We start from the raw sequence: 20,317 nt of genomic DNA, 5'->3' as shown, positions 1-20,317 counted from the left end.
GCTTTTTGGGTAATAGAATTTCACATTTTTTGGTATAATGGAAAGCAATAATGGACTAGAAAGAACAAAGATGCAAGATAAAATTGTGATTCATGGGGCGCGTGCCCATAACTTAAAAAATATAGATGTGGAGATTCCAAGAGACAAGCTGGTTGTTGTGACTGGTTTGTCAGGTTCTGGGAAATCCAGTCTGGCCTTTGATACCCTCTATGCTGAGGGCCAACGTCGCTATGTAGAGAGCTTGTCAGCTTACGCTCGTCAGTTCTTGGGCAACATGGAAAAACCAGATGTAGATGCCATTGATGGCCTCAGTCCAGCTATTTCCATCGACCAGAAAACCACCAGCAAAAACCCTCGTTCGACCGTGGGAACCACGACTGAAATCAATGATTATCTGCGTCTCCTCTACGCACGTGTGGGGACGCCTTACTGTATCAACGGGCATGGGACTATCAAGGCTTCTTCTGTAGAACAAATCGTGGATAAGGTTTTGGAATTGCCAGAACGCCAACGTCTGCAAATTTTAGCTCCGGTCATTCGTAAGAAAAAAGGGCAACATAAGAGTATCATTGAAAAGGTTCAGAAAGACGGCTATGTCCGCGTCCGAGTGGATGGGGAAGTTTATGATGTGACCGAAGTTCCAGAGCTGTCTAAGAGCAAGCAACACAATATTGATGTCGTAGTTGACCGTATTGTTATCAAGGAGGGTATCCGTAGCCGTCTCTTTGACTCAATCGAGGCTGCCCTTCGTATCGCAGAAGGCTATGTGATTATCGATACTATGGACGATTCTGAGTTGCTCTTCTCTGAGCACTATGCCTGTCCAGTTTGTGGTTTTACCGTACCAGAGTTAGAGCCTCGTCTCTTCTCCTTCAATGCGCCGTTTGGTTCTTGTAGTGAGTGTGATGGTTTGGGTATTAAGCTGGAGGTGGATACTGATTTGGTAGTGCCAGATGCCAGTAAAACCTTACGTGAGGGGGCGCTAGCACCTTGGAATCCTATCTCATCAAACTACTATCCAAATATGTTAGAGCAGGCTATGACAGCTTTTGGTGTGGATATGGATATCCCCTTTGAGGACCTGTCAGAAGCGGATAAGGACTTGATTCTCTATGGTTCGGATGGAAAGGAATTCCATTTCCACTATGAAAATGAATTTGGTGGTGTGCGGGATATTGACATTCCTTTTGAAGGAGTTGTCACTAATATCAAACGTCGCTACCACGAAACCAATAGTGACTATACTCGCACCCAGATGCGTCTCTACATGAATGAGCTGACCTGCGGAACTTGTCACGGCTATCGTCTCAACGATCAGGCCTTGTCTGTTCGTGTGGGTGGTGAGCAAGGGCCACATATCGGTGAAATCTCAGATTTGTCTATCGCAGACCATTTGGAGTTGGTGAGCCAGTTGACCTTGTCTGAAAATGAAGCCATTATTGCTCGTCCCATTCTCAAGGAAATCAAGGATCGCTTGACCTTCCTCAATAACGTGGGGCTTAACTATTTGACGCTGTCACGTTCGGCAGGAACCCTATCAGGTGGGGAGAGTCAGCGAATTCGCTTGGCGACTCAGATTGGGTCCAACCTCTCAGGTGTCCTCTATATATTGGATGAGCCGTCGATTGGTCTCCACCAGAGGGATAATGACCGCCTGATTGCCAGCTTGAAAAAAATGCGTGATTTAGGAAATACCTTGATCGTAGTGGAACATGATGAAGATACCATGCGTGAGGCGGATTATCTGATTGACGTTGGTCCCGGTGCCGGTGTTTTTGGTGGAGAAATCGTCGCTGCAGGGACGCCAAAGCAGGTGGCTCGTAACAGCAAATCTATCACAGGCCAGTACTTGTCAGGTAAACGTGCCATTCCAGTACCAGAAGAGCGCCGTGCCGGAAATGGCCGCTTTATCGAAGTGACAGGAGCGCATGAGAATAACTTGCAAAATATTACCGCTCGCTTCCCATTGGGAAAATTCATCGCAGTGACAGGTGTATCAGGTTCAGGGAAATCGACCTTAATCAACAGCATCCTCAAAAAAGCCATTGCCCAGAAGCTTAACCGCAATTCAGACAAACCTGGTAAGTTTAAGACGATTACAGGGATTGAGCATGTAGACCGCTTGATTGACATTGACCAGAGCCCTATCGGACGAACGCCAAGGTCTAACCCGGCTACCTATACGGGAGTTTTTGACGATATACGAGACCTCTTTGCTCAGACAAATGAAGCTAAGATTCGAGGCTACAAGAAGGGCCGTTTCAGTTTTAACGTCAAGGGCGGTCGTTGCGAAGCCTGCTCAGGTGACGGGATCATCAAGATTGAGATGCACTTCTTGCCAGATGTTTATGTTGCCTGTGAAGTTTGCCATGGGACTCGCTACAACAGTGAAACCCTAGAAGTCCACTATAAGGAAAAGAATATCTCGCAGGTTTTGGACATGACCGTCAACGATGCGGTGGAATTCTTCCAACACATTCCCAAGATTCAGCGTAAACTTCAGACCATCAAGGATGTAGGGTTGGGCTATGTAACGTTAGGACAACCAGCTACCACCCTTTCAGGTGGAGAAGCCCAGCGTATGAAGTTAGCTAGTGAGCTCCACAAACGCTCGACAGGAAAATCCTTCTACATTCTGGATGAGCCGACGACAGGGCTTCATACCGAGGATATCGCTCGCTTGCTCAAGGTTTTAGCTCGCTTTGTCGACGATGGCAATACTGTTCTCGTCATTGAGCACAATCTGGATGTCATCAAGACGGCAGACCATATCATCGATTTGGGACCTGAGGGCGGTGTCGGTGGCGGAACCATCATCGCAACAGGAACTCCAGAAGAAGTAGCAGCCAATGAAGCCAGCTACACAGGACACTATTTGAAAGGAAAGTTACATCATGAATAAACGTGTGCAAGCATTTCTAGCTAAAATGCAAGAAAAAGAACTAGATGGTATCATCATCAACAACCTTAAAAACGTCTATTACCTGACCGGCTTTTGGGGCTCAAATGGAACAGTCTTTATCAGCCGTGACCGTCAGGTTTTGGTGACAGACTCTCGCTATATCATTGCAGCTAAGCAAGAAGTGACAGGTTTTGAGATTGTGGCTGATCGTGATGAATTGGCTGTTATTGCAGGCATTGTTAAGGATATGGGTTTGTCTCGCGTTGGTTTTGAGGACGAGATTTCGGTCTCTTATTACCACCGTATGCAGGCAGCTTTTGCAGGAATCGACTTGCTTCCGCAGACTCAGTTTGTTGAAGCGCTTCGGATGATTAAAGATGAAGCGGAGATTGCGACTATTCGTAAGGCATGTTCTATCTCAGACCAAGCTTTCCGTGATGCGCTTGACTTTATCAAACCAGGAAAAACTGAGATCGAAATTGCCAACTTCCTTGATTTCCGCATGCGTGAGTTGGGAGCAGCAGGCTTGTCTTTTGATACCATTTTAGCAAGTGGCATCAACTCTTCTAAGCCCCATGCTCATCCAATGCACAAACCGGTTGAAGCGGGAGAAGCCATTACCATGGACTTCGGCTGTCTCTACGACCACTATGTCAGTGATATGACACGGACCATCTACCTCGGTCATGTCAGTGACGAGCAGGCAGAAATTTACAATACTGTCCTGAAAGCCAACCAAGCTCTGATTAATCAAGCTAAGGCAGGATTAGGTTTCCGTGACTTTGACAAAATTCCTCGTGATATTATCATCGAGGCAGGCTATGGCGACTACTTTACTCACGGTATTGGCCATGGTATCGGACTGGATATCCATGAGGAACCCTACTTTAGTCAAACTTCTACCGAGAGCATTCAAGCAGGTATGGTCTTGACTGATGAACCGGGTATCTATATTGAAGGTAAATACGGCGTTCGTATTGAAGACGATATCTTAATTACAGATAACGGTTGCGAATTGTTGACTCTAGCGCCGAAGGAATTAATTGTTATTTAAGAAAATTATGATAAATCATTGACTTTTATATTTTAAAGGTTTATACTGATAGACGAAAACGGTAGGTGAGGCTACCATAGGGATACGGATGACTACCGCAAAGCAGTGGAGACACTACTCGTTGGTCAACAGTCCTGGTCGCGAAGGCCAAGACTAAGCTCATTACATCGCCCTATGGAGTTAAAGCTTGAACGAAAAAACAGATAGTTAGTTTTTTAATCCTGCCATTTTATGGTGGGATTTTCTACTGTTTTAGAACAAGGAAAGGAGACAAACGATGCAAATTGACGATCATCCAGAACCGCACATACACAGCCAATCGCTGATTTGTGTCGTTCTGCCCTTATAAAGTGATTGGTCTCTGTGTATGAAACATATCATTCATACAGATAGGAGAAACCAATGAAAACTACAAAAGAAAGATTAGCAACAGCTATTCATACACCTTTAAAAGAAACTTTATCTTTTTATAAGACAAGTCTAACAGGCTTGACTGAGGAGCAGGTGGAGAAAAATCGTGACCTATATGGCGAAAACACCATCACCAAGGGTCAAGAAGACAGTATCCTCAAAAAGATTTACGAATCTATTATCAATCCATTTACAATCATCCTGCTGGTCATCGCTATGATTTCCATGGTGACCAATGTCTGGTTGGCGAAGCCTGGACAAGAAGATCCGACGACTTCTATCATCATCGTCGTTCTCGTTCTAATCTCTGGTGGCATACGCTTTGTCCAGGAACTGCGGAGTGACAAGGCTGCGACCAATCTATCAAAAATGATTGTGAATACAGCCACAGTTATCCGCGAAGGCCAGAGTTTAGAGGTCGCAATTGAAGATTTGGTCGTTGGAGATATAGTCAAATTAAGTGCTGGGGATATGATTCCAGCAGACCTCATTTTAATTGAATCACGTGATTTCTTTGTTCAACAGTCTGGTTTGACAGGTGAAAGTGACTCGGTTGAAAAACTAGCCTTGTCAAAAATGAGTCAGTCAAATTTTGATAGTCTGCTAGAAGCAGAAGCGCTCGCTTTTATGGGAACCAATGTGATATCAGGAAGTGCTAAGGCTTTGATTCTAGCGGTCGGTGATGACACCATGATGGGAGAAATCGAGCAGACTCTCAATACCTATGACGAACCGACCTCTTTTGAACGGGAGATGAACAGCATCTCTTGGCTCTTGATCCGTTTGATGTTAGTCATGGTTCCCATCGTGTTTCTCTCCAATGGCTTGACAGATGGCGACTGGCTGGAAGCAGGTGTGTTTGCACTGAGTGTTGGTGTTGGATTGACACCTGAGATGCTTCCTATGATCATCACGGCCAGTTTAGCAAAAGGCTCCATTATCATGGCCAAGGAAAAAGTCGTCATCAAAAAACTCAATGCCATACAGGACCTAGGTGCTATTGATATCCTATGCACGGATAAAACCGGAACCCTTACCCAAGACGAAATTGTCCTTGAATATCCTTTGGATATACATGGAGATTTGGACTTGTCTGTGTTGAGACGGGCCTACCTCAATTCCTATTTTCAAACGGGATTGAAAAACTTGATGGACCGTGCCATTATCAGTAGAACTGAAAAAGAAGCTAAAGAACACGCTATTCTACAAAATTTGGATACTAGCTTCCAAAAAATAGATGAATTGCCCTTTGATTTTGAACGCAGACGGATGAGTGTCATCGTCAAGGATGAGAACGAAGTTGTTAGTTTGGTAACCAAGGGTGCTCTAGAGGAAATGCTTGCGATTTCAACCCATGTGGAATATCAAGGTCAGATTAGTCCTTTGACGGATGATATCCGAGTGGAAATCTTAAAAGAAGTAGATCAACTTAATCAACAGGGATTGCGAGTCTTGGGAGTTGCCTATAAAACAGGCCTAAAAGAAGGTTTTGCTTACTCCGTTGAAGATGAAAAAGAGATGATTCTAACAGGCTATCTTGCCTTTCTAGATCCACCAAAACCATCTGCAGCACCTGCAATCAAGGCTTTACTTGAACATGGTGTTAAGACTAAGATTTTAACTGGGGATAATGAAAAAGTAACGCAAGCCATCTGTGAGAAAGTTGGTTTGGACATTGAACACATCCTTTTAGGGGTAGATATCGACCAAATGTCAGATGAGCAGTTGGCAGAAGTGGTTGAAAGTGTAACAGTATTTGCTAAATTGTCTCCTGACCAAAAAGCTCGCATCATTCTACAGCTAAAAAGAAATGGTCATGGTGTCGGCTATATGGGAGATGGTATTAACGACGCCCCTTCTATGAAAGTGGCAGATGTGGGGATTTCTGTTGATACAGCAGTAGATATTGCCAAAGAAACGGCTGATGTCATTTTGCTAGATAAGGATCTCATGGTTCTTGAAACTGGTATCGTTGAAGGTCGTAAGGTCTACGCCAACATGACCAAGTACATTAAGATGACGGTCAGCTCTAATTTCGGGAACATTTTCTCTCTGTTAGTGTCTGGTATCTTTTTACCTTTCCTTCCTATGGCTCCGATTCACTTGATTGTCTTAAACCTCGTCTATGATCTTTCTTGCATTTCCTTGCCATTTGATAATGTAGATGAAGACTTTTTGAAGCATCCTCATAAGTGGGAAGCCAAGTCTATTACTCGCTTTATGATTTGGATGGGTCCGATTTCTTCTGCCTTTGATATTTTGACCTTTATCTTGCTCTATTTTATCATTGTCCCAATGGCGACAGGTCAAGCTTATGCTCACGGAGCAGAGTCTGCAACGGGATTTATCATCTTGTTCCAGACAGGTTGGTTCATTGAATCCATGTGGTCCCAAACCATGGTTATCCATATGCTTCGTTCAGCAAAACTTCCTTTCTTACAAAGTCGTCCATCATGGTTTGTTCTTGGTACAACCTTGCTGGCAGCTAGTTTTGTGACCTTCCTTCCCTACTCTTCAATTGCTAGCCTGCTTCATTTAACCCCTTTGGAACCAATTTATTTCCTCTTTTTGCTTTTGATTATTGTTCTCTATATGATAAGTGTTACAGTTGTGAAACGATTGTATATCAAAAAATTTAAAAGTTGGTTATAAATTGATTTTGTCAAGAAAAAAGTACGAAAATCGCGAAAAAAGTTAATTTTTTTTAAAAATAGGTCGCAAGTCGGATGTTTTTTATGGTATAATAGACTAAACTGATAGTAACATGTAGCGAAAGGGGTAGGTACATGATCAAAATTTATACAGTCTCAAGTTGTACTAGCTGTAAAAAAGCGAAAACCTGGCTCAATGCCCACCAGTTAAGTTATAAAGAACAAAATCTCGGTAAAGAAGGAATTACAAGAGAAGAGTTATTAGATATTCTCACGAAAACAGATAATGGAATTGCCAGTATCGTTTCGTCAAAAAACCGCTACGCTAAGGCACTTGGAGTTGACATCGAGGATTTGAGTGTCAATGAAGTGCTCAACTTAATCATGGAAACACCACGGATCTTAAAGAGTCCGATTCTCGTTGATGAGAAGCGCCTGCAAGTCGGCTATAAAGAAGATGATATCCGTGCCTTCTTGCCACGCTCTGTCCGTAATGTAGAAAATGCAGAAGCACGTCTACGTGCAGCTCTATAAAACATCAAGGCTGGGAGTGACTCCTGGCCTTGTTTGCTCTTTTGTTTTAAAATCAAGTGAGGAATTATGAAAAAGTTACTAATTGCTAGTTTTGCTCTCCTCTTTTTGCTTGCGGGATGTGGGCAAAAAAAGGAAACTCCTGCTGCTTCCACAACAGCATCTGAACCTCTCCAATCCAACCTTCCCGTTTTGGACAATGCCGAAAAGAATACGGTTGTCACCAAGACCTTGCTGATGCCGAAGTCAGAAAATGGGACGCAACAGATTCAGACCATTACTTATAAAGGCAATCAGTTTTTGACCTTGACCATCCAGCAAAAACGACCTGTGGGGGATGAACTCAAGACTTTTATCTCTGAAAATGGCCTAGAGGAGACGCAAAAAGCGCTTCTAGAAGCTGAAGAGAAGGATGAGACCATCCAAGAGGCGCGCAAACTGGCAGGATTTACACTGGAAACCAAGCTACTCAGCGAGACAGAAATCCAGACCACAACGACTTATGATTTTCAAGTTTTGGATGTCAAAAAGGCATCTCAACTAGAATATTTAAAAAATATTGGTCTTGAAAATCTCTTAAAAAACGAACCTAGCCAGTATATTGCTGATAGAGTGGCAAATGGGGCGACAGAACAATAGAAAATCCAAATTAATAGACTGACTTATTTGTAGAACGTCAGGGAATGTGCTATAATAGTACTATTCTAAGGAAAGAGGGTGTTAGAATGGGATTTACTGAAGAAACTGTACGGTTTAAATTGGATGATTCCAATAAGAAAGAAATTAGCGAAACGTTGACAGACGTCTATGCTTCTTTGAACGACAAGGGCTACAATCCGATTAACCAGATCGTCGGTTATGTACTGAGTGGTGACCCTGCCTACGTTCCTCGTTATAACAATGCACGAAATCAAATCCGTAAGTATGAGCGTGATGAAATTGTTGAAGAATTGGTACGCTACTACCTTAAAGGACAAGGAGTCGATCTATAATCTATGAGAATTATGGGATTGGACGTCGGTTCAAAAACAGTAGGGGTGGCTATTAGCGATCCCTTGGGCTTCACTGCTCAGGGACTTGAAATCATCCAGATTAATGAGGACCAGGGCCAGTTTGGTTTTGATCGTATCAAGGAATTGGTTGACATCTATAAGGTGGAACGCTTTGTAGTAGGTCTGCCTAAAAACATGAACAATACCAGCGGTCCGCGGGTAGAAGCCAGTCAAGCCTACGGAGCAAAATTAGAGGAACTTTTTGGTTTACCAGTAGACTATCAGGATGAGCGTTTGACGACCGTTGCTGCGGAGCGTATGTTGATTGAACAAGCAGATATCAGCCGTAACAAACGCAAGAAAGTTATTGATAAGCTGGCTGCTCAGTTGATTTTGCAAAATTATTTAGATAGAAAATTTTAAGACAGAGGAGAAACTATGTCACACGATCACAACCATGACCACGAAGAACGTGAATTGATTACACTAGTAGATGAGCAAGGTAATGAAACCTTGTTTGAAATTCTTTTGACCATCGATGGGAAAGAAGAATTTGGTAAAAACTATGTTCTTCTAGTGCCAGTTAACGCAGAAGAAGATGAAAACGGTGAAGTTGAAATTCAAGCTTACTCATTCATCGAAAATGAAGACGGAACAGAAGGCGAATTGCAACCAATTCCAGAAGACTCAGAAGACGAATGGAACATGATTGAAGAAGTCTTCAACAGCTTTATGGAGGAGTAAAAACATCCAGTGGATGTTTTTAGCCCTGCGCCAGAAATTAGAAACGCAGGAATGTCCGGGGGACGTTTTTAGCCCAGTTCCTTAAAATAAGAGAGAACTGGTTTGTTCAGTGAACATTTTTACCCTTACGCTAAAAATAAAGACCGTAAGTAGTTCCGGGGGACGTTTTTAGCCCACGTTGAAATTCATAGTAGCTAGTGATTAGCTAACCAGGTAAGAGGTCGGGATTTTAGTCCCGACCTCGTTTTTTATTTGTAATCATACTTTGATGCGGTAGTTGATTGGACTTTTGTTAAGGAGATATGTATGTTTGAAGTAGAAAAGTGGCTTCATAGTCGGATTGGTTTAAACTTTAGATCTGGACTTGGACGAATGCAGCTAGCAGTGGATTTGCTGGGGAATCCTGAGAAGACTTATCCTATTATCCACGTAACAGGGACTAACGGTAAAGGGTCAACTATTGCCTTCATGAGGGAGTTGTTTGTTGCTCATGGTAAAAAAGTTGGTACTTTTACCTCTCCTCATATCATCAGCATCCATGATCGAATCTGTATCAATGGGGAACCAATCGCAGAGGAAGACTTTGTACGTATAGCTAACCAAGTCAAGGAGATGGAGAAAACTCTTTTAGAGACACACGATCAATTGTCTTTCTTTGAATTGTTGACCTTGATTGCCTTGCTTTACTTTAAAGAGCAGGGAGTGGATCTAGTCCTGCTAGAGGTGGGGATTGGTGGTTTGCTTGACACGACTAATGTCGTAACAGGAGAGATTGCAGTTATTACTTCCATTGGGCTAGATCATCAGGAGACCTTGGGCGATAGTCTAGAGGAAATAGCCGAGCAGAAAGCTGGTATTTTCAAGGCCGGCAAGCAGGCAGTCATTGCTAAGCTCGCTCCAGAAGCTAAACTTGTCTGTCAAAATACAGCAAGAGAGTTAGGTGTGGATCTCTATCAAGCTGGGCTAGACTTCTCCTTGAATGCTGGGGATTTTTCAAGCAGCCTAGCGAATTTTTCACAACTTGAAATTAGTTTGGAAGGTGTTTATCAGCAAGAAAATGCCGCCTTGGCTTTACAAACTTTTCTTCTGTTTATGGCATCAAGAGGTGAAAGGGTCGAAGAAGTGCTTGTCAGACGGGCTTTGAAGGAGACAAACTGGGCAGGTCGATTGGAACGGATTCGTCCGCAAATCTACCTAGATGGGGCTCACAATCTGCCAGCCTTGACTCGTCTAGTAGAGTTTATCCAGGGGAAAATCCAGCAAGGTTACCAGGTTCATATCCTTTTTGGAGCACTTAAACGCAAGGATTATCAGGGGATGTTAGGCTATCTATCTAAGCAGTTACCTGAGGTGGAACTTAAGGTAACAGGCTTTGACTACCAAGGCTCTCTGGATGAAAAGGATGTGGTAGGTTATGATTTGATTCCTTCCTATGGCGACTTTATCAGAGAATTTGAAGATAAGGCCAATGGCCAGGACTTGCTTTTCGTGACGGGATCCCTCTACTTTATCTCGGAAGTTCGAGCAAGTTTGGTTGAAAGCGATGAGATTAGTTGACCTTATAGGTTTATGTTGCTATACTGTAGGTAGGAGGTATATCTGGAAACGATTCCAGCAAATTATTGGCACAAAAGAAAGGAAATCGCTATGAAAACGAAAACATTCACACTTTCTATTGCTTCCCTAGCAATTCTTAGTCTTTTAGCAGCTTGTGGACCTAAGGCACAAGCCCCTACCCAGCAATCGGCGCAGCAATCATCTACTCAACAAGAATCATCTTCTAGCGCTGCGACAAGTGCTAGTCAATCACAGGCATCCTCAAGTCAGGACACTACTGTAGATCAACCTACGAATATCGATGGTACCTATACTGGAAAAGATGAGAATGACCAAATCACTCTTGTTGTAACAGGTAAAACTGGTACATGGACTGAAGTCGAGCCAGATGGAGATAAGGAAATCAAGCAAGTCAGCTTTGAGCCAGAAAATCAACGTGTCATTATCGGTGATGATGTCAAAATTTACACGGTTAATGGTAATCAATTGATTATCGACGATATGGACCGAGAGGCATCTGACCGAGTGGTATTAACTAAGCAATAATGATTCAGTAAAAGTTCCAATGAGATGAAAGCTATCTTTTTAGAGCTTTTTTCTTGAAAAAAGGGTTGGCTGTTCTTTACTAACTTTTTACTTAAAACGCTTACAAATATTTGTAAAACTTCTTATATGCCAACTTTAGAAGAAACCATTGCTCTCTACAAAGAACTTTTTTAAAGACTAAGTAGAGTGGAAGGAACTTATTCTTCAAAATATAAATAATATTGGAAAGAACTATCATTTTGGTAGTTCTTTTTAAGTTTCTTAATACCCTAGTTAAAAAGATAAGAGGGGCAGCGCTTCATATAGTGTGGGTGTAGTTTAGAAATCTTGCAGCTCTTGGAATAGTTTGCATAGAAAAAGGTAAAAGGTTGCTATCTACCCCTGAACTGAGGTATACTAGTAGAAACATTAGTTTATCAAGCAGTTAAGGAGAATGTTAGAAAAGGAAGGGGATGTATGACAGCTAGAAAAATGCAGCTACTCATGTCCAAGTATGGTTTTAGTATTACCATCATGTTGGCAGAGTTGTTTATCATCTTTGGTTTATTTCTCTATCTAGGGCAGATGGCTCCGATTCTCTGGATTATTCTAGTTATTTTGATGAGTATGGCGACCATTGTATCGATTGTTAATCGGTCCATGAATCCTGAGAGTAAGGTAACATGGCTGTTAGTAGCCTTTGTGCCAGTGTTTGGCCCCTTACTCTATATCATGTTTGGAGAGCGCCGTTTATCTAAAAAAGAAATAAAGCAGCTAAAGCAGCTCCAATCAATGGTTGATCGAGAGGACAATAGCAGAGCTCTCCGTTTGGAGTTAAAGGAACAAGACAAGTCGGCTTACGGCGTTATCAAATCACTCCTCAGCATGGACACGAATGCCGATGTCTATGATCGAACGGATACACAATTTTTTGCATCTGGTGAAAGCATGTGGCATCAGATGCTAGAGGATCTCAAGAAAGCTGAGAAGTTTATCTTTCTCGAATACTATATCATCGAAGAAGGTTTGATGTGGAATAGTATTTTGGAGATTTTGGAAGAAAAGGTAGCTCAAGGTGTAGAAGTGAAGCTTCTCTATGATGATATTGGTTGTATGGCAACCTTGCCTGGAGATTACACCATCCAGCTTCGTGGTCGAGGGATTGAAGCCCACAAATTTAACAAGGTGATTCCACGTTTGACCGTTGCTTATAACAACCGTGATCACCGTAAAATCATGATTATAGATGGTCAAATTGCCTATACAGGTGGTGTCAATCTGGCCGATGAGTATATCAACCATATCGAACGCTTTGGTTATTGGAAGGATAGCGGTATTCGTCTGGATGGACCGGCAGTTAAGGCTTTTACCAGACTCTTTTTATCTGCATGGTATATCAACCGTGGGGAGATTAGTGACTTTGACCAATACCATCTCGAAAATCAACCAAAAGATGGGATGGGGCTCTGTATTCCCTATAGTAGTGGACCAAAACCCATCTACCGAGCCCAGGTTGGAAAAACGGTCTATCAAAATCTTATCAATCAAGCTACAGATTACGTCTACATCACGACTCCCTATCTGATTGCGGACTATGATCTCACCGAAAGTATCAAAAATGCAGCTCTGAGAGGGGTAGATGTGCGAATTGTGACGCCGTGTATCCCAGATAAGAAGGTTATTCAGTTAGTTACTCGGGGAGCCTATCCAGATTTGCTATCTGCTGGGGTTCGTATTTATGAGTACAGTCCGGGATTCCTTCATAGCAAGCAAATACTTGTCGATGGAGAGGCAGCCACCGTGGGGACCATCAATTTTGACTATCGTAGCTTGCTTCACCACTATGAAAATGCCGTCTTACTTTATAGAACGCAGTCTATCATCGATATTGAAAGGGACTTCGAAGAGATTTTTAAAGTTTCTCAAGAAATTTATCCCCACACCATCAAAACAAGCTGGTATCAAAGCCTGATCAAGGAAATTGTCCAGTTGTTTGCACCTATGCTTTGACAATCAACCAAGATCTAGCCCAAGGCTGGATCTTATTTTTGTCTTCTTACGAATAGATAAGTAAAGGAGAAAACCATGCTTAATCTAGAAGATGATGATTTTATCAGAGAGTATAGAAACAGCCGATTTCACCGTTTTCGTGAAATCGAACGCTTTGCGATATTGAATAAGAAATTCAGCAAATATCAATCCCAAGCTGACATTCCTGTAAGATTTTGATATACTAAAACAGATAAACTTAGAGGAGAAATTGAATGAACGTATACGGGAAAATAGATGAGAAACAAGAAGAATCTCATTACCAAGACTGGTCAGTGCCAGAAAAACGAGAAGGAGCTCCCATTCCCTTTTTTAGTATTTTGCTTTGGAGTTTAGTGGCCACAGCCATTTCTGTGGTTATCCCCCTTATTTTTGGTTTAGTAAGCCCGCAACAAACTCAGGATCTTTATACCGGTTGGGCCTTGCATCAAAATGGTCAAATGTATACCGATTATTTTGGGACGGAGGGATTGCTCTATTATGTGCTAACCTACCTTTTTCAAGGCAGTATTCTGATTGCTTTGGTTGAGTGGTTGGCCTTGTTTGGAGCAGGTGTTTTTCTTTTTAAGGCTGCAGATACTCTTGTCGGCCAAGAAAAGGAAGCGAAGCGACTTGTCTTTATTTTATACTTGCTTGTGGCGGGCCTCGCTTTTGGTGGTGGCTATGCTCTCTTGCTAGCCCTGCCTTTCCTATTTTATTCATTGAGTATCGTTACAAATTATCTAGCTTTTCCGAAGGATGACAAAGGATTTGTACGAGTGGGGATGAGCCTTGCACTTTCTTTCTTCCTTGCGCCAATCCCAACCGCCTTGTTTGCGACTGTACTGGCCTTGGGGGTTATCGGCTTTAATCTAGGCAAAGGTCACTTTGTTCATGGTCTATATCAGTTCTTTGCGTCAGCCCTAGGATTTTCACTCTTATTCTATCCTTTAGGCTACTATACAGTGTGGACAGGTAGTTTTGGGGATGCTATTAGCCAGACCTTGTATCCGGTAAATGCTCTTAGCCTCTTTTCAAATGCGCATTTGCTTGAAAATGCAGCCTTCTATGGTTTGCTTGCTATTGGATTAGGTTCCCTTGGCTTGCTCTTTACAGGCTTGTTCCAGTCAAAACCAGCCAAGCAATATGCCCTCTCAATTGCTGCTAGCTTGGGATTGTTGGTTTCTTTGGGAATCTTGATTCTCTCCAAAGAACCTATCAACGGTACTCGTCTTGTGGTGCTAATTCCTTTCTTGGTCTTGCTCCTTCTGACAGGAATCAAGGAAGATGTTTCGGAGGGAGGGAGTCGTCGTAGAAGAAGACGTGAGAAACAAACTTCTTTCCTTAAAGGAAATTTCTATCTACCACTGATTGCCCTTGCCTACCTTATTGTTCTTCCTATCGTGAGTCGCTACCTTTCGCACCCAGCGACTTATCAGGAGAGAGACCGTCTTGCTAGCGTGGTTAAACAACAAACGAGTTCTGAGGATCGTGTCTATGTTTGGGATGATCGTCCTGATTTCTACCGTACCAGTGAGCGCTTGGCGCCAACTTCTCTATCAACTCCAACACTCTATACTGCAAGCGATGAAAATAAAACTAAACTGATGAATGATCTGAAAGAGAATCAACCGAAGATGATTGTGGTCAATCAAAAAGTTGCCTTGTGGTCAGATGTAGAGAGCTGGATCAGTGAAAACTATGAGCTTGTTCAGACAGATACTAGCGAGTTCAAACTATATAAATCAAAATAACAAAAAATCAATATCTTGTGGAATTTTAAAATTTTTAGGATTTTTAACACAAGATATTGATTTTTATTTTTAGAGTGGTATAATACTGAATATAAACAATTCAACAATATTTTAGAAAAGAGCATGGATATGATTGTATTAGAAGAAAAGCTTGCAACCGTTCCCACCTTGTTCGTTGAAAAACGAGATGGTAGACGTGTAGTGTTTGATGTAGACAAGATTGACAAGGCTCTCCACAAGGCGGCGGAAAAGGTTATGGACGTTACGCCTCTAGTAGAAAAACGCCTAAATGGTCTAGTTGAAAGAATCGTGACGGAAATTCACAGCCGCTTCCCTCAAGGTGTCAAGATTTACGAAATTCAAAATGTCGTAGAACATGAACTCCTTGAAGCCAAAGAGTATGCGCTGGCTGAGGAGTATATCACTTATCGGACACAAAGGGATTTTGAGCGCTCAAAAGCGACAGATATAAACTTTAGTATCCATAAACTTCTCAATAAAGATCAAGCAGTTGTTAATGAAAATGCTAATAAAGACAGCGATGTCTTCAACACCCAACGTGATTTGACAGCAGGGATTGTTGGGAAATCAATCGGGCTACAAATGCTTCCTAAGCACGTAGCTAATGCTCACCAAAAAGGGGATATCCACTATCATGACTTGGACTACAGCCCCTACACTCCGATGACCAACTGCTGTTTGATTGATTTTAAAGGCATGCTGGAAAATGGTTTTAAGATTGGAAATGCAGAGGTAGAGAGTCCCAAGTCTATCCAGACTGCGACAGCTCAAATTTCACAAATCATCGCCAATGTTGCTTCTAGCCAGTACGGGGGTTGCTCAGCTGACCGTATCGATGAAGTCTTGGCTCCGTATGCGGAGAAGAATTACCAAAAACACCTCAAAGATGCGGAAGAGTGGGTCTTGCCTGACAAACGGGAAGATTATGCTTGGAAGAAAACCCAAAAAGACATCTACGATGCCATGCAATCTCTCGAGTATGAAATCAACACTCTCTTCACTTCAAATGGCCAAACACCTTTTACTTCGCTCGGTTTTGGTCTGGGAACCAATCGTTTTGAGCGTGAAATTCAAAAAGCTATCTTGACCATTCGTATCAAGGGTCTTGGATCAGAACATCGTACAGCCATCTTCCCTAAACTCATCTTTACGTTGAAAAGAGGCCTTAACTTGGAAGAAGGGACTCCGAACTATGACATCAAACAGTTGGCTCTCGAGTGTGCAACCAAGCGGATGTACCCTGATGTCTTGTCCTATGATAAGATTATCGAGCTGACAGGTTCTTTCAAGGTTCCTATGGGCTGTCGCTCCTTCCTCCAAGGCTGGAAAGATGAAAATGGTGTTGAGGTCAATTCAGGTCGGATGAATCTAGGTGTTGTGACGGTCAATCTGCCTCGTATCGCCCTCGAGTCTGAAGGGGATCTGAATAAGTTTTGGGAAATCTTCAATGAGCGGATGAATATCGCAGAAGATGCTCTGGTTTACCGTGTTGAACGGACCAAGGAAGCAACACCAGCGAATGCCCCTATCCTCTATCAGTACGGAGCCTTCGGTCGCCGTCTCGGAAAAGAAGAAAGTGTTGACCAACTCTTTAAGAATCGCCGTGCGACAGTTTCGCTGGGCTACATCGGTTTGTACGAAGTGGCTACAGTCTTCTTTGGAAATAGCTGGGAAAGCAATCCTGAAGCCAAGGAATTCACATTGGATATCATTCGCGATATGAAACGTCGTGTGGAAGAGTGGTCTGACCAATATGGTTACCATTTCTCTATCTACTCCACACCGTCTGAAAGTCTGACAGACCGCTTCTGTCGCTTGGATACAGAGAAGTTCGGCTCTATTCCGGACATCACGGACAAGGAATACTACACCAACTCTTTCCACTACGATGTTCGTAAAAATCCAACACCGTTTGAAAAATTAGACTTTGAGAAAGTTTACCCAGAAGCAGGTGCGTCAGGTGGTTTCATCCATTATTGTGAGTATCCAGTTCTTCAACAAAATCCTAAAGCCTTGGAAGCTGTTTGGGACTATGCCTATGACCGTGTCGGCTATCTAGGGACCAATACTCCGATTGATCGTTGCTACAAGTGCGACTTTGAAGGGGATTTTGAACCAACTGAGAGAGGATTTGCTTGTCCCAACTGTGGCAATAGCGACCCTAAAACAGTAGATGTGGTCAAACGTACGTGTGGTTATCTGGGAAATCCTCAAGCGCGTCCGATGGTTAACGGACGCCACAAGGAAATCGCTGCGCGTGTCAAACACATGAACGGTTCAACCATTAAAACAGCCGGACATGAAGTAATAAATTAGAAGGAAACGCAATGGGGAAATACCAATTAGACGATAAGGGACGTGCTCAAGTAACCCGTTATCATGAAAAACATTCGAAAGGTGGAGTAGGAAAAAAAGAACGCTTGCTCAACCTCAGAGAACAGTTTTTAAACAAGAACAAGAAAAAATAAAAGTGAGAGTTGCCTCTCACTTTTCTCTTAATTGGAGGTAAAAATGATACTACGCAGACCAACATTGGCAGATAAAGAAACAGTTTTAGAGATGATGGCAGAGTTTGAACAGACTCAATCAGCCCACGATGGTGGGTTTTGGAACGCCAACAATTTTGTTTATGAAGAGTGGCTAGAAGAAAATCTTCAAGCGGAAGCGGGACTCAATATTCCTGAAAACTGGGTTCCTGCTATCCAACTGGTTAGTTTTGACGTAGCAGGCCAGGCTCTTGGCTTTCTCAACCTTCGTCTCCGATTAAATGACTACTTACTAGAAAATGGGGGCCATATTGGCTACTCCATTCGTCCATCTGAAAGAGGTAAGGGTTATGCCAAAAAATCCCTCCGACAAGGTCTACAAGTTGCTAAGGGAAAGAATATTAAACGAGCTTTAGTGACTTGTAGCACAGAAAATCCAGCAAGCCGAGCTGTTATCTTAGCTAATGGTGGGGAGTTGGAGGATGTTCGAAACGGAACGGAGCGCTATTGGATTGATGTCGATTAAGGAGGAAGCATGGAGCTAAGACGACCAACTTTGGAAGATAAAGAAGCGATATTAGAGATGATTGCGGAGTTCGATGCAGCAAAATCCTATATGCACGGTGGCATGGGCTCCGCTTGGAAGCGAGCAAAGGATTATGAGGATTGTTTAAAGATTGTAGAGCAGCAAGAGGATGCTGTCAACCTGCCAGTAGGCTGGGTTCCTGCAATCAAATTTTTATCCTTTGATGAGACCGGCTTACCTTTGGGATTTTTAGCCCTGCGCTTGTCCTTGAATGACAAATTATTTGTGGAAGGCGGTCATATTGGCTATTCTATCCGTCCCAGTCAACGAGGCAAAGGATATGGGAAGGAGCAGTTGAGATTAGGACTAGCAGAGGCTCGAAAGCAAGGATTGGAACGAGTGCTGATTACTTGCGATGAAGACAACGAAGCCAGCCGCCGCACGATTCTCTCCGCTGGCGGTGTTTACGAAAATACAATCGATAGAAGTCAGCGCTACTGGATAGATTTGGGGTAAAAGGATGACATGGAATACACCAAAACCAGGTGAATGGAAAAGCGAGGAGCTTAGTAAAGGGCGAATCATTGACTACAAGGCCTTTAACTTTGTAGATGGAGAAGGAGTGCGCAACTCCCTCTATGTCGCAGGCTGTATGTTCCACTGCGAGGGCTGCTATAATGTTGCGACTTGGTCTTTCAATGCAGGTATTCCTTATACAGCAGAGTTAGAAGAACAGATCATGGTAGATCTTGCCCAGCCCTATGTTCAAGGATTGACCCTGCTAGGAGGAGAACCCTTTCTTAATACAGGAATTCTCTTGCCCCTCGTCAAACGTATCCGTAAGGAATTGCCAGATAAAGACATCTGGTCTTGGACTGGATATACCTGGGAAGAAATGATGCTGGAAACTCCAGATAAACTGGAACTCTTGTCGCTGATTGACATCCTTGTCGATGGACGGTATGATAAAAGCAAGCGTAATCTCATGCTCCAGTTTCGAGGTTCCTCTAATCAACGAATTATCGATGTGCAAAAATCCCTCAAAAGTGGGCAAGTGGTGATTTGGGACAAGCTTAATGACGGAAAAGAAAGCTATGAACAGGTGAAGAGAGAATGAAGAAAAAAGACCTGATAGAGCAACTGGTTTCAGAGATTGAAACGGGAAGAATTAGGACGTTAGGGATCTACGGTCATGGAGCTTCAGGCAAGTCTACCTTCGCTCAGGAATTATATCAAGCCCTAGATTCTACTATAGTAAATTTACTAGAAACAGATCCCTACATTACCTCAAACCGTCATTTAGTGGTGCCAAAAGAACTTCCAGATCAAAAAGTGACAGCTTGCCTCCCAGTGGCTCATGAACTGGAAAGTTTGGAGAGGGATATTCTCGCCTTGCAGGCAGGTATGGACATCTTGACGATTGATGAACCTTGGAAGCCAAGCGAAGTCTTATCTGGTTCGAAACCGATACTGGTTGTCGAAGGGATGTCTGTGGGTTTCCTACCCAAGGAACTCTTTGACAAAACTATCTGTTTCTACACGGATGAAGAGACCGAATTAAAGCGGCGCCTAGCTCGAGATACGACTATGAGAAATCGCGATGCTTCCTTTATACTAGCTAGCCATCAGATGAGACGGGAGCAGTATCAGCGTTACTATAGAGAAACCGAGTTTAAAGCAGATATCTTAGTGGATCAATCAGAAGATAAATTCAAAGTCAAAATGACTCGTATTATATAGAAGAAAAGATTGGTTTTAATAGTCGTAAATTAGTAATTGTATGAAGATGAAATAGGAAAACAGTTTCATCCTAAAAAAACGAAAAAAAGCTCACAAATCCCTTGCAATCGCAGGGGCTTTGTGTTATTCTACCGTGGTGCTGTAAATCACATCTTTAGCTGTGATGCAAGAGGTTGTGACCACGATTGGATACACTGCCACACAACGCGCGTCGATTTCCTATTTTTGCTTTGAGTTGGAATCCCTTTATGTCTTAGACTTGAGCACAAAAAATGTTCGTTAAAAACTTTCCAGACTATATCAATAAGAATTGGAAGGATGGTCTTGGTTGAAGCCTGCATTGTTTTTCAGCTCTGGTTGAGACCGGTAAATTGAACGTTTTGTCTGTTATAGGC

The 20,317-nt window shown here is 42.7% G+C and carries 18 protein-coding genes and 1 riboswitch; all 18 genes read left to right on the top strand.

Annotation, left to right across the window (positions count from 1 at the left end; translation table 11 throughout):
* The first annotated feature begins 70 nt into the window (after positions 1–70).
* The 18 genes from uvrA to EL140_RS08745 all read left to right on the top strand — a co-directional run bounded on the left by uvrA (position 71) and on the right by EL140_RS08745 (position 19,922).
* Entirely contained in the window at positions 71–2,902 is a 2,832-nt protein-coding gene (gene uvrA, locus EL140_RS08835) for an excinuclease ABC subunit UvrA (RefSeq protein WP_001152912.1), read from the top strand.
* The gene (locus tag EL140_RS08830; RefSeq protein WP_001042872.1) at positions 2,895–3,956 is read left to right on the top strand and encodes a M24 family metallopeptidase; all 1,062 of its coding nucleotides are present in this window, start codon (positions 2,895–2,897) and stop codon (positions 3,954–3,956) included. Before uvrA ends, EL140_RS08830 begins: the two co-directional genes overlap by 8 nt.
* A 55-nt stretch (positions 3,957–4,011) precedes the next feature.
* Positions 4,012–4,163, top strand: a riboswitch (M-box (ykoK) riboswitch).
* Between the two features lie 195 nt (positions 4,164–4,358).
* On the top strand, positions 4,359–7,019 hold the full coding sequence (gene mgtA, locus EL140_RS08825) for a magnesium-translocating P-type ATPase (protein WP_000858849.1): 2,661 nt from the start codon (positions 4,359–4,361) through the stop codon (positions 7,017–7,019).
* A gap of 134 nt (positions 7,020–7,153) precedes the next feature.
* Positions 7,154–7,552 carry a transcriptional regulator Spx gene (gene spx, locus EL140_RS08815; protein ID WP_000591165.1) on the top strand — a complete coding sequence of 133 codons (399 nt, stop codon included), beginning with the start codon at positions 7,154–7,156 and terminating at the stop codon, positions 7,550–7,552.
* Positions 7,553–7,618: 66 nt separating this feature from the next.
* On the top strand, positions 7,619–8,188 hold the full coding sequence (locus EL140_RS08810; protein ID WP_000734688.1) for an SP0191 family lipoprotein: 570 nt from the start codon (positions 7,619–7,621) through the stop codon (positions 8,186–8,188).
* Positions 8,189–8,274: 86 nt separating this feature from the next.
* Positions 8,275–8,541 carry an IreB family regulatory phosphoprotein gene (locus tag EL140_RS08805; protein ID WP_000507059.1) on the top strand — a complete coding sequence of 89 codons (267 nt, stop codon included), beginning with the start codon at positions 8,275–8,277 and terminating at the stop codon, positions 8,539–8,541.
* Positions 8,542–8,544: 3 nt separating this feature from the next.
* Positions 8,545–8,964: a Holliday junction resolvase RuvX gene (ruvX, locus tag EL140_RS08800; protein WP_002874889.1), complete on the top strand. Its 420-nt coding sequence runs from the start codon at positions 8,545–8,547 to the stop codon at positions 8,962–8,964.
* A gap of 15 nt (positions 8,965–8,979) precedes the next feature.
* Complete coding sequence (locus tag EL140_RS08795) at positions 8,980–9,285, top strand: DUF1292 domain-containing protein (protein ID WP_000017624.1); 306 nt, start codon at positions 8,980–8,982, stop codon at positions 9,283–9,285.
* Positions 9,286–9,591: 306 nt separating this feature from the next.
* Entirely contained in the window at positions 9,592–10,842 is a 1,251-nt protein-coding gene (locus EL140_RS08790) for a bifunctional folylpolyglutamate synthase/dihydrofolate synthase (protein WP_000464358.1), read from the top strand.
* Between the two features lie 90 nt (positions 10,843–10,932).
* Positions 10,933–11,388, top strand: coding sequence for an SP_0198 family lipoprotein (locus tag EL140_RS08785; RefSeq protein ID WP_000853131.1), 456 nt, complete (start codon positions 10,933–10,935; stop codon positions 11,386–11,388).
* 456 nt (positions 11,389–11,844) lie between these two features.
* Complete coding sequence (gene cls / locus EL140_RS08780) at positions 11,845–13,377, top strand: cardiolipin synthase (RefSeq protein ID WP_000126965.1); 1,533 nt, start codon at positions 11,845–11,847, stop codon at positions 13,375–13,377.
* A 254-nt stretch (positions 13,378–13,631) separates the two neighbouring features.
* Complete coding sequence (locus EL140_RS08775; RefSeq protein ID WP_001103717.1) at positions 13,632–15,149, top strand: hypothetical protein; 1,518 nt, start codon at positions 13,632–13,634, stop codon at positions 15,147–15,149.
* Between the two features lie 129 nt (positions 15,150–15,278).
* Entirely contained in the window at positions 15,279–17,486 is a 2,208-nt protein-coding gene (gene nrdD, locus EL140_RS08770; protein ID WP_000636178.1) for an anaerobic ribonucleoside-triphosphate reductase, read from the top strand.
* An 11-nt stretch (positions 17,487–17,497) separates the two neighbouring features.
* On the top strand, positions 17,498–17,638 hold the full coding sequence (locus EL140_RS09650; RefSeq protein ID WP_000521629.1) for a hypothetical protein: 141 nt from the start codon (positions 17,498–17,500) through the stop codon (positions 17,636–17,638).
* Positions 17,639–17,681: 43 nt separating this feature from the next.
* Positions 17,682–18,182, top strand: a complete 501-nt coding sequence (locus tag EL140_RS08760) for a GNAT family N-acetyltransferase (RefSeq protein WP_000603391.1) — start codon at positions 17,682–17,684, stop codon at positions 18,180–18,182.
* A 9-nt stretch (positions 18,183–18,191) separates the two neighbouring features.
* The gene (locus EL140_RS08755; protein ID WP_000423439.1) at positions 18,192–18,698 is read left to right on the top strand and encodes a GNAT family N-acetyltransferase; all 507 of its coding nucleotides are present in this window, start codon (positions 18,192–18,194) and stop codon (positions 18,696–18,698) included.
* A gap of 4 nt (positions 18,699–18,702) precedes the next feature.
* Positions 18,703–19,299, top strand: coding sequence for an anaerobic ribonucleoside-triphosphate reductase activating protein (gene nrdG, locus EL140_RS08750; protein WP_000220157.1), 597 nt, complete (start codon positions 18,703–18,705; stop codon positions 19,297–19,299).
* Positions 19,296–19,922, top strand: coding sequence for a uridine kinase family protein (locus EL140_RS08745; protein ID WP_000725974.1), 627 nt, complete (start codon positions 19,296–19,298; stop codon positions 19,920–19,922). The genes nrdG and EL140_RS08745 overlap by 4 nt, the downstream gene beginning before the upstream one ends.
* Positions 19,923–20,317: the final 395 nt, after the last annotated feature.

This window comes from Streptococcus oralis ATCC 35037, from assembly GCF_900637025.1.
GTDB classification, from domain to species: domain Bacteria; phylum Bacillota; class Bacilli; order Lactobacillales; family Streptococcaceae; genus Streptococcus; species Streptococcus oralis.
The sequence above is the reverse complement of the archived record's forward strand: the minus strand, read 5'-3'. Positions and strand labels throughout refer to the sequence as shown.

Excerpts from the sequence above, each read along its gene's own strand:
- uvrA (WP_001152912.1), top strand. The coding sequence starts at position 71 with ATGCAAGATAAAATTGTGATTCATGGGGCGCGTGCCCATAACTTAAAA.
- EL140_RS08830 (WP_001042872.1), top strand. The coding sequence starts at position 2,895 with ATGAATAAACGTGTGCAAGCATTTCTAGCTAAAATGCAAGAAAAAGAA.
- mgtA (WP_000858849.1), top strand. The coding sequence starts at position 4,359 with ATGAAAACTACAAAAGAAAGATTAGCAACAGCTATTCATACACCTTTA.
- spx (WP_000591165.1), top strand. The coding sequence starts at position 7,154 with ATGATCAAAATTTATACAGTCTCAAGTTGTACTAGCTGTAAAAAAGCG.
- EL140_RS08810 (WP_000734688.1), top strand. The coding sequence starts at position 7,619 with ATGAAAAAGTTACTAATTGCTAGTTTTGCTCTCCTCTTTTTGCTTGCG.
- EL140_RS08805 (WP_000507059.1), top strand. The coding sequence starts at position 8,275 with ATGGGATTTACTGAAGAAACTGTACGGTTTAAATTGGATGATTCCAAT.
- ruvX (WP_002874889.1), top strand. The coding sequence starts at position 8,545 with ATGAGAATTATGGGATTGGACGTCGGTTCAAAAACAGTAGGGGTGGCT.
- EL140_RS08795 (WP_000017624.1), top strand. The coding sequence starts at position 8,980 with ATGTCACACGATCACAACCATGACCACGAAGAACGTGAATTGATTACA.
- EL140_RS08790 (WP_000464358.1), top strand. The coding sequence starts at position 9,592 with ATGTTTGAAGTAGAAAAGTGGCTTCATAGTCGGATTGGTTTAAACTTT.
- EL140_RS08785 (WP_000853131.1), top strand. The coding sequence starts at position 10,933 with ATGAAAACGAAAACATTCACACTTTCTATTGCTTCCCTAGCAATTCTT.
- cls (WP_000126965.1), top strand. The coding sequence starts at position 11,845 with ATGACAGCTAGAAAAATGCAGCTACTCATGTCCAAGTATGGTTTTAGT.
- EL140_RS08775 (WP_001103717.1), top strand. The coding sequence starts at position 13,632 with ATGAACGTATACGGGAAAATAGATGAGAAACAAGAAGAATCTCATTAC.
- nrdD (WP_000636178.1), top strand. The coding sequence starts at position 15,279 with ATGATTGTATTAGAAGAAAAGCTTGCAACCGTTCCCACCTTGTTCGTT.
- EL140_RS09650 (WP_000521629.1), top strand. The coding sequence starts at position 17,498 with ATGGGGAAATACCAATTAGACGATAAGGGACGTGCTCAAGTAACCCGT.
- EL140_RS08760 (WP_000603391.1), top strand. The coding sequence starts at position 17,682 with ATGATACTACGCAGACCAACATTGGCAGATAAAGAAACAGTTTTAGAG.
- EL140_RS08755 (WP_000423439.1), top strand. The coding sequence starts at position 18,192 with ATGGAGCTAAGACGACCAACTTTGGAAGATAAAGAAGCGATATTAGAG.
- nrdG (WP_000220157.1), top strand. The coding sequence starts at position 18,703 with ATGACATGGAATACACCAAAACCAGGTGAATGGAAAAGCGAGGAGCTT.
- EL140_RS08745 (WP_000725974.1), top strand. The coding sequence starts at position 19,296 with ATGAAGAAAAAAGACCTGATAGAGCAACTGGTTTCAGAGATTGAAACG.